Source organism: Ectobacillus sp., from assembly GCF_056992975.1.
The window spans coordinates 1-7205 of the sequence record NZ_JBXKMX010000163.1 but is presented as its reverse complement, the minus strand read 5'-3'; the positions used below and the strand labels follow the sequence as shown (position 1 = coordinate 7205).

General features: G+C 41.3%; 8 protein-coding genes, 2 riboswitches and 1 other annotated feature. Of the genes, 5 read left to right on the top strand and 3 right to left on the bottom strand.

Features of this window, described 5'->3' with window-relative positions:
• The coding region (locus AC11ZT_RS07705; RefSeq protein WP_484059040.1) for an ACT domain-containing protein at positions 1 to 816 on the top strand (816 nt) is incomplete at its 5' end.
• A gap of 132 nt (positions 817 to 948) precedes the next feature.
• The gene (locus tag AC11ZT_RS07700) at positions 949 to 1110 is read left to right on the top strand and encodes a hypothetical protein (protein WP_484059039.1); all 162 of its coding nucleotides are present in this window, start codon (positions 949 to 951) and stop codon (positions 1108 to 1110) included.
• Between the two features lie 145 nt (positions 1111 to 1255).
• Here the strand turns inward: AC11ZT_RS07700 and AC11ZT_RS07695 are convergent, their stop codons facing one another.
• The 3 genes from AC11ZT_RS07695 to proB all read right to left on the bottom strand — a co-directional run bounded on the left by AC11ZT_RS07695 (position 1256) and on the right by proB (position 3979).
• Positions 1256 to 1483 carry a hypothetical protein gene (locus AC11ZT_RS07695; RefSeq protein ID WP_484059038.1) on the bottom strand — a complete coding sequence of 76 codons (228 nt, stop codon included), beginning with the start codon at positions 1481 to 1483 and terminating at the stop codon, positions 1256 to 1258.
• 41 nt (positions 1484 to 1524) lie between these two features.
• On the bottom strand, positions 1525 to 2772 hold the full coding sequence (locus tag AC11ZT_RS07690; RefSeq protein WP_484059037.1) for a glutamate-5-semialdehyde dehydrogenase: 1248 nt from the start codon (positions 2770 to 2772) through the stop codon (positions 1525 to 1527).
• Between the two features lie 106 nt (positions 2773 to 2878).
• Complete coding sequence (proB, locus tag AC11ZT_RS07685; protein WP_484059036.1) at positions 2879 to 3979, bottom strand: glutamate 5-kinase; 1101 nt, start codon at positions 3977 to 3979, stop codon at positions 2879 to 2881.
• A gap of 84 nt (positions 3980 to 4063) precedes the next feature.
• Positions 4064 to 4276, bottom strand: a binding site (T-box leader).
• Positions 4277 to 4576: 300 nt separating this feature from the next.
• On the opposite strand from proB, the gene AC11ZT_RS07680 reads away from it, so the two are divergent.
• The 3 genes from AC11ZT_RS07680 to AC11ZT_RS07670 all read left to right on the top strand — a co-directional run bounded on the left by AC11ZT_RS07680 (position 4577) and on the right by AC11ZT_RS07670 (position 7129).
• A complete protein-coding gene (locus AC11ZT_RS07680; protein WP_484059035.1) occupies positions 4577 to 5260 on the top strand; it encodes a uracil-DNA glycosylase family protein in 684 nt (227 codons plus the stop codon).
• A 147-nt stretch (positions 5261 to 5407) separates the two neighbouring features.
• A complete protein-coding gene (gene bluB / locus AC11ZT_RS07675) occupies positions 5408 to 6049 on the top strand; it encodes a 5,6-dimethylbenzimidazole synthase (protein ID WP_484059034.1) in 642 nt (213 codons plus the stop codon).
• 82 nt (positions 6050 to 6131) lie between these two features.
• A riboswitch (cobalamin riboswitch) is annotated at positions 6132 to 6309 on the top strand.
• A gap of 144 nt (positions 6310 to 6453) precedes the next feature.
• Positions 6454 to 6642, top strand: a riboswitch (cobalamin riboswitch).
• A gap of 115 nt (positions 6643 to 6757) precedes the next feature.
• A complete protein-coding gene (locus tag AC11ZT_RS07670) occupies positions 6758 to 7129 on the top strand; it encodes a (2Fe-2S) ferredoxin domain-containing protein (protein ID WP_484059033.1) in 372 nt (123 codons plus the stop codon).
• The last annotated feature ends 76 nt before the right edge of the window (positions 7130 to 7205 follow it).

Here is a 7205-nt window from a genome sequence, read left to right as displayed (position 1 = left end):
GGCTATTCCGAGAGCGGTAAGATTGTTACATTCTCACGCGGCGGCTCTGATATTACGGGTTCGATTCTTGCAAACGGCGTGAAAGCAGATGTGTACGAGAACTTTACAGACGTGGATGCTGTCTATGCAGTGAATCCAAACTTTATTGATCATCCAAGTGAAATTAAAGAATTAACGTATCAAGAAATGCGTGAGCTTTCATATGCTGGATTTGCCGTGTTCCATGACGAGGCACTCATTCCAGCCTTTCGTGCTGGCATTCCAGTTAATATTCGCAATACAAATAATCCGTCAGCACCTGGCACATATATTCTTGCAAAGCGTCAACAAAGCAATGGACCTGTTGTTGGGATTGCTAGCGATGGCGGTTTCTGCAGCATAAATGTGAGCAAATATTTATTGCACCGTGAAATTGGCTTTGGACGTCGTTTACTTCAAATTTTAGAAGACTTCGGTGTTTCTTATGAACATACGCCTTCTGGAATTGATGATATTTCTGTCATTATTCGTCAAGATCAGATTGGTGAAGGCAAAGAAGAAGCAATCATTCAACGTATTTATGACGAACTGGAAGTAGATAATGTTACGATTGATCATGATTTATCGATGGTTATGATCGTTGGCGAGGGTATGATTCGCACAGTTGGTACTATGGCGAAGGCTACAAGCGCACTTGCTGCTGCCCGTGTTAATCTTGAAATGATTAACCAAGGATCTTCAGAAGTAAGTATGATGTTTGGTGTTCACAGTGTGGATGAGAAAAAAGCAGTCCAAGCTTTGTATGAAGCATTCTTTACAGTAAGCCAAGTGAAATAATAGAGTGTAAATAAAAATGGCTTCAGTGATAACAGCTGAAGTCATTTTTATTTGCAATTGACAGATAGGATAGAATATTTTATAATTATCAGAATATTAAAAAACTAATCAAAGAAACGGGAGGGGATGGCATTGGTGCAGGAAAAAAGAGGCTTAGCTGTATTGCTTACTAACATTACGAAAAGGTTCAATTATTACTGGGCAAGCGATCCCCGTGCAGCGAGAAAAGTAGGATTCACAGAAGTACGCAAGGAGGATGTACGCCAACAAGCTTATATCTTACTTAAATACTAGTAGGGAGTGGCAAGATCAGACAGATCCATCTTAGGATGGGTCTGTTTTTTCGTGGAAAAAGATGAATAGGTTATGGAAGAAACAGATTATCCACCTTTAACGAAAGAAGGATGACGATTGCTTGCGTCATCCTTCGAGAAAAACCTTAGTCTTTCTCCGATTCATCCATATTGTCTAAAATATGCTTTAGTCTTTCGCCTGCGTCTTCTTCGGTGTCGTTTGTGTAGCCCATGAATCCCCAATCTTTTGAGTCGAGCCATTTGGTGAATTCATCTAAAAATTCATCATGCGTTACATCTACATTTACAATGGATCCTTCAATGGAGATCGTTCTGTTTTTTGCAATATTCATTCGAAATGATTTTCTAACCATCGCTTTGGCCTCCATAGTAAATAAATAAGGGAGAGTTAGTTTTACTCCCGTATTTGTCCGTTTCCATAAATTTTATATTTCGTTGTGGTGAGTACTGGTAATCCCATTGGTCCGCGCGCGTGAAGTTTTTGCGTGCTTATGCCGATTTCTGCGCCGAATCCAAACTCGAAGCCGTCAGTAAAACGAGTAGATGCGTTGTGATACAGTGCTGCCGCATCGATTTCATTGAAAAATTGTGCAACGTGCTCGTCATTTTCTGTAATGATTGCTTCTGAGTGTTTGGAGCCGTAATGGTTAATATGCTTGATGGCATCTTCTATTGATGGGACAATTTTTACAGCTAGTGTTAACGATAAAAATTCATATAAGTAGTCATCTTCGGTTGCAGGAAGGATATTGTTATTAATTGCGATTGATTTTTCATCGCCGCGTAGCTCTATACCATGTCCGCGTAGCGTTTCAAATAAGGCATTTCCATATTTCGAAGCCCATGCTTCGTGTAAAACAATCGTTTCGATGGCGTTACAAACGGATGGGCGCTGTGTTTTTGCATTAATAATAATAGCAGTTGCCATTTCAAAATCTGCCGTTTCATCGACGAACACATGGCAATTGCCAGCTCCTGTTTCGATAACGGGAACAGATGCTTCCCGGACAACGGTATCAATTAATTGTTTTCCTCCGCGCGGAATAAGAACGTCCAGATAATCATTTAAGGTGAACAATTCCTTTGCACTATTCCGGGATGTATCTTCGATAAGTTGTACGCTATCAACTGGCAGTGCTGTATTCGCAATGGCCCGGCGCAAAACGGTAACAATGGCTTTATTTGAATAAATGGCAGATGAGCTTCCGCGAAGGAGTGCCGCGTTACCTGTTTTCAGACAAAGTGTTGCTGCATCAACGGTTACGTTTGGACGAGCTTCGTAAATCATACCGACAACACCGAGTGGTACCGTTACTTGTTCAATCGTAAGACCGTTTGGACGCTTGATTGTGGATATCGTTTTGCCGACAGGGTCTGGCAAGTCAATCAACTGACGAATTCCTTCCGCCATTCCTGCTAGACGTTCTTCTGTTAAACGAAGACGATCTAGCATGGAAGAAGACATTCCTTTTTCTTTGCCTGCGTTTAAATCCTTTTCATTTTCTTGTAAAATATAAGACGTTTCTGACGCCAATGCATCCGCAATAGCAGAGAGTGCCGCGTTTTTTTGTTCGGTTGTTTTTGTCACGAATTGCTGTGCGGCTACTTTTGCAAGTTTTCCTTTTTCCACTACTTCACTCATTTTGCGTTCCCCCTTATTTTTATCTCTCATTAACTGCCCAAAAGCCGTTGGTCTTTGCTAACCATCAGTGGGGGATGAAGAAAACCCCACTGATGGAAGTTTCACTTTATAAAGTAACCCAATTGTCACGGTGAATGACTTCGTAGCTGTGACGTTCTTCCTGCTGCATAATTTCAAAGCTTTGTTTCCCTTTGACTTGTTCTAGTTCGTATGCTGAATATTGTACTTGTCCTCTGCCAATGATGGTGCCCTTTGGACCGAGGACTTCCACAACATCGCCAGGTACAAAGTTGCCTTCCACTGTCGTCACTCCTGCAGGCAGGAGGCTTTTTCCGTTCTGGATAACGGCTTTGGCTGCGCCGGTGTCAATCGAAATGCGGCCACGAATAATGGAATGCAGGGAAATCCATTGTTTATTCGTATTTACTGTTTTTTGTTCTGTATGGCCGATGTACGTACCGTCTCCTTTGCCAAGAAGGATGTCTACCAATTTATCTTCGCCTTGTCCCGTTCCGATAAACACGTTTACACCAAGTGAAACGGCCGTTTTGGCGGCATCAATTTTCGATTTCATGCCCCCTGTACCAACCTTTGTGCCAGAGCCTTTTGCTAGCGCTGCGATTTCATCCGTAATGGAAGGAAGATAGGAAAACCGCTTCGCATCTGGATTATCGCGTGGATTGCTATCATATAGACCGTTCACATCCGTTAAAATAATGAGCGTATCTGCGTACACAAGGCCACTAACGAGTGCAGAAAGCATATCATTATCACCAAATGTGAGCTCTACGAGAGATACTGAGTCATTTTCGTTAATAATTGGCAATGCATGACGATCAAGTAACTCCGACAAAGCTGCGTATGCATTGCTATATTGTTCTTTTCGTGAAAAATCGCTTCTCGTTAAAAGTAGCTGAGCTGTGATAATACTATGTTTCTGAAATTCTGCTGTATATGCTTGCATTAACAATCCTTGTCCAACTGCTGCTGCTGCTTGCTTACCTTTCATCGTCACAGGCCGAGTTGGATAGCCAAGTGCTGCAAAGCCAGCTGCAACTGCACCTGATGTAATAAGTACCACATCATGACCCATAGCCTTTAGCTTTGCGATAGCTGCCACATGATCGGCTAGCTTTTCCATACAAACTCCATTAGCTGTTGTTAGCGAGCTGCTTCCAATTTTCACAACGATCCGTTGCCGTTTCACCTATATTACCTCCATCTTCATCAAAAACGCGTGCACCAGGGTATTTCCTGCTTCTATGCAAAAAAGACCCTCCCATCCTTTCTATGAAAGGACGGAAGAGTCATCGTTCCGCGGTACCACCTTACTTGGTGTAAACATTACACCCACTTTCACCTGTAACGTCGATGCTACGCCATAGCTTTCGCCTAGGACTCCAAGGTAGGTTCAGCAAATTCAAAGGTGAGGAATCTTACAGCCGGTGGATTCCATTCTCTATCACCTGAAAGGTGCTTACTAGTCCTTTTCTCACGTTTTTTCCTTGTATCTACTTGACGTTATTATGCACTAGAAAAAGAGGGAATGTCAAGATAGGAAGGTATGATTGAATGATTAAAAAAATGATGCCCTATACTACATAATTCCAGTCTTTTTACCATGAAATAAACATAAATGTCAATCTTATTTGATATTAAGTTATCATTTCAAATTTAGACAGCTTTTTACACGTTTCCTAATTTTGTAAAAATAGTTTTAGAATTGGTGTATTTCTCTTTTACCTCTATATGTTTATATTATAATACCTTTGAAGTTGAATACAGAGAAAAGGGGAGATGAAGAATGGATCAAATTATTGAAGAACATTTTAATTTTTTGAGAGATGCAAGGAAAAATCGAAGGATTATGAAAACATTAGAAGAGAGGAACATTTCTATTATTGCGGATTGTGAAGAATTTAAGGAATTAGCAAAGCAATTTTACGCCTTGTATTATAAGCCGCAAGCTGAAAAACGAATTGCGTTAGTCGGCATGAATCCCAACAACCGCGCTAGTAAAACAGGTGTCCCATTTCTAGATTTTAAGTCGCTATCGGTGTTACTAGGTAACGTCCCTCGTACTACATCTGAAGTCAGCTCACAATTTATCTACAGTATCATCCAACATTTCGGTCCAACAGCATTCTTTCAGCACGTATATATGACAAATTTATCCTGGTTTGGTTTCCAGCGGCATCGGAGCGCTTTTCATTACTATGATTTAGCTGGATGGGTAGCAAAATTGTTTACCAAAGGATTTATTAAAGAAATGAATTTGCTCATGCCAAGCTACATTATACCAGTTAGTAGGAAAGTAGAAGAAACACTTTACGAAATGAAAAAGGATGGGCGGCTCCCTCAGGATATCAAAATTGCAGAGCGTATCCCTCACCCATATTGGTGCTCTATGCCACAAAATATAGAACAAGGGCGGGAAAAATATATCAATGTTATTACGCAGTTTATAGAACAAGGAAGAATACAATAGTATAGAGTAGCCTGAGTCTGATTTCACTGGGCTCAGGCTGCTTTGATTTCAAAAGAAAAAAACCTTATACAAGATAAAGGATTGCATTAGGGAAATATGTAATCTAATATAGGTGAGATGTTATGCTAGAAAAAAGGGGATGGTTTAATGATTGGGGATTCAGTTGAAAAAGATGCGGTATACAATGTGATTTATAGAAGGAGAGATGTACGTAGTTTTCTCCCAAATCCGATACCAGAAGATGCAGTGGAGCGGATTTTGCAAGCGGCGCATCATGCTCCTTCGGTAGGGTTTATGCAGCCATGGAATTTTATTATGGTTACGTCTTCGCCCGTGAAAGAGAAATTAGCATGGGCAGCGGAGAAGGAAAGGAAAGCGCTTTCGATTCATTACGAAGATGAACGTTCAGCCAAGTTCTTGGAATTGAAAATAGAAGGAATCAAACAAGCTCCGCTCACGATTTGTGTGACATGCGATCCGACGCGAGGTGGTTCTCATGTTCTTGGGAGAAATTCGATTCCAGAGACGGATATATTATCGACGGCATGCGCCATTGAAAATATGTGGCTAGCTTCATGTGCAGAAGGATTGGCGATGGGCTGGGTTAGCTTTTATAAGAAAAATGATGTGCGCGATATTTTGCATATTCCGCCTCATATTGATCCGGTTGCCTTGCTTTCCATTGGGTATACAGAGGATTATCCGAAGCAACCTATTTTAGAGACGGCTAATTGGGAAAAGCGCCGCTGTCTTGCCGATTTAATTTTTCATGAAACGTGGGGGAAATAACAGCAATTGTAAAAAAATGTTGAAAAGTCAAACAACTTGCGGTATCATGACTACAAACAAGAGTTGCTTTAAAAGTGAATAGTTTTAGCGAAAAAAATGAGATGCCACAAAGGCTTAATAGGGAATCCGTGAATAAAAACGGAACTGTACCCGCAACTGTATGTGTGGACGAAATAGGTGAACCACTGTAATGAATACGGGAAGGACCTAGAGTAGAGAGATGCACGAGTCAGGAGACCTATCTTATTTTCATAAGTTTCAAATTCTTCGGGGATTGAGAAGGTGAAGCGGCAGCGATGATAAAGGTTTGTATGCGCTTACCTTTCCAAGCTTTCGTTTCAGTCACTCATGAATAGTTGGGTGGCTTATTTGTTTTGGAAGAGAAAATACTGATCTATAATTGAATAGAATGATAGAAATGAGGTACGCGGCGATTTGCAAGCTGCGTTTAAAAGGGAAGATGGTGAAAATCCATCACGGTACCCGCCACTGTAAAAGGGAGTTTTGTTGCATATGTCACTGAGCGATGCTTGGGAAGACGCAATGAAATGATGAACCTAAGTCAGGAGACCTGCCTTGTTTTTTGCTTACTTGAACCTACGGGGAGTATAGGTGGAAGTGCTGACTAAAATGCTGTAGCAATCGTATTTATTCGCACCCCTATCTATTGATAGGGGTGCTTTTTTTAGTGCAGAAAGGGGAGTATCTATGACGACTTGGAACCTAACAGGAACGAAGCATCACGTACTAGTTTGTAACGGAAGTAGTTGCATGAGAAAAGGAGGAGAGGAGGTAACGCAGGCAATTCGCGGGGAGATTACGAAAATTGGGGCAGATGCTCTTATACATACGACAAGAACAAGGTGCAATGGAAGATGCAAGGATGCTCCGATTGTGATCGCCTACCCGCAAGGCACTTGGTACAAGGAAGTAGACGAAATAATTGGCAGGCAGATTGTACAGCAAATTGCCTCTGGCAATGTGCTAGATAAGGCAGTTCTTTATCGCTATGAGGAGGATGGCTTTCTTCCTCTAGCCGGTTCAAAAAGTGAAGCAGGCTTATTAAAATCAAATAACTGAGGTGTTTCGTTTGGAATGGATTGCGTTTACTTGCATAACAATTTTACTTGGAATGAAGCATGGTATGGACGGAGAT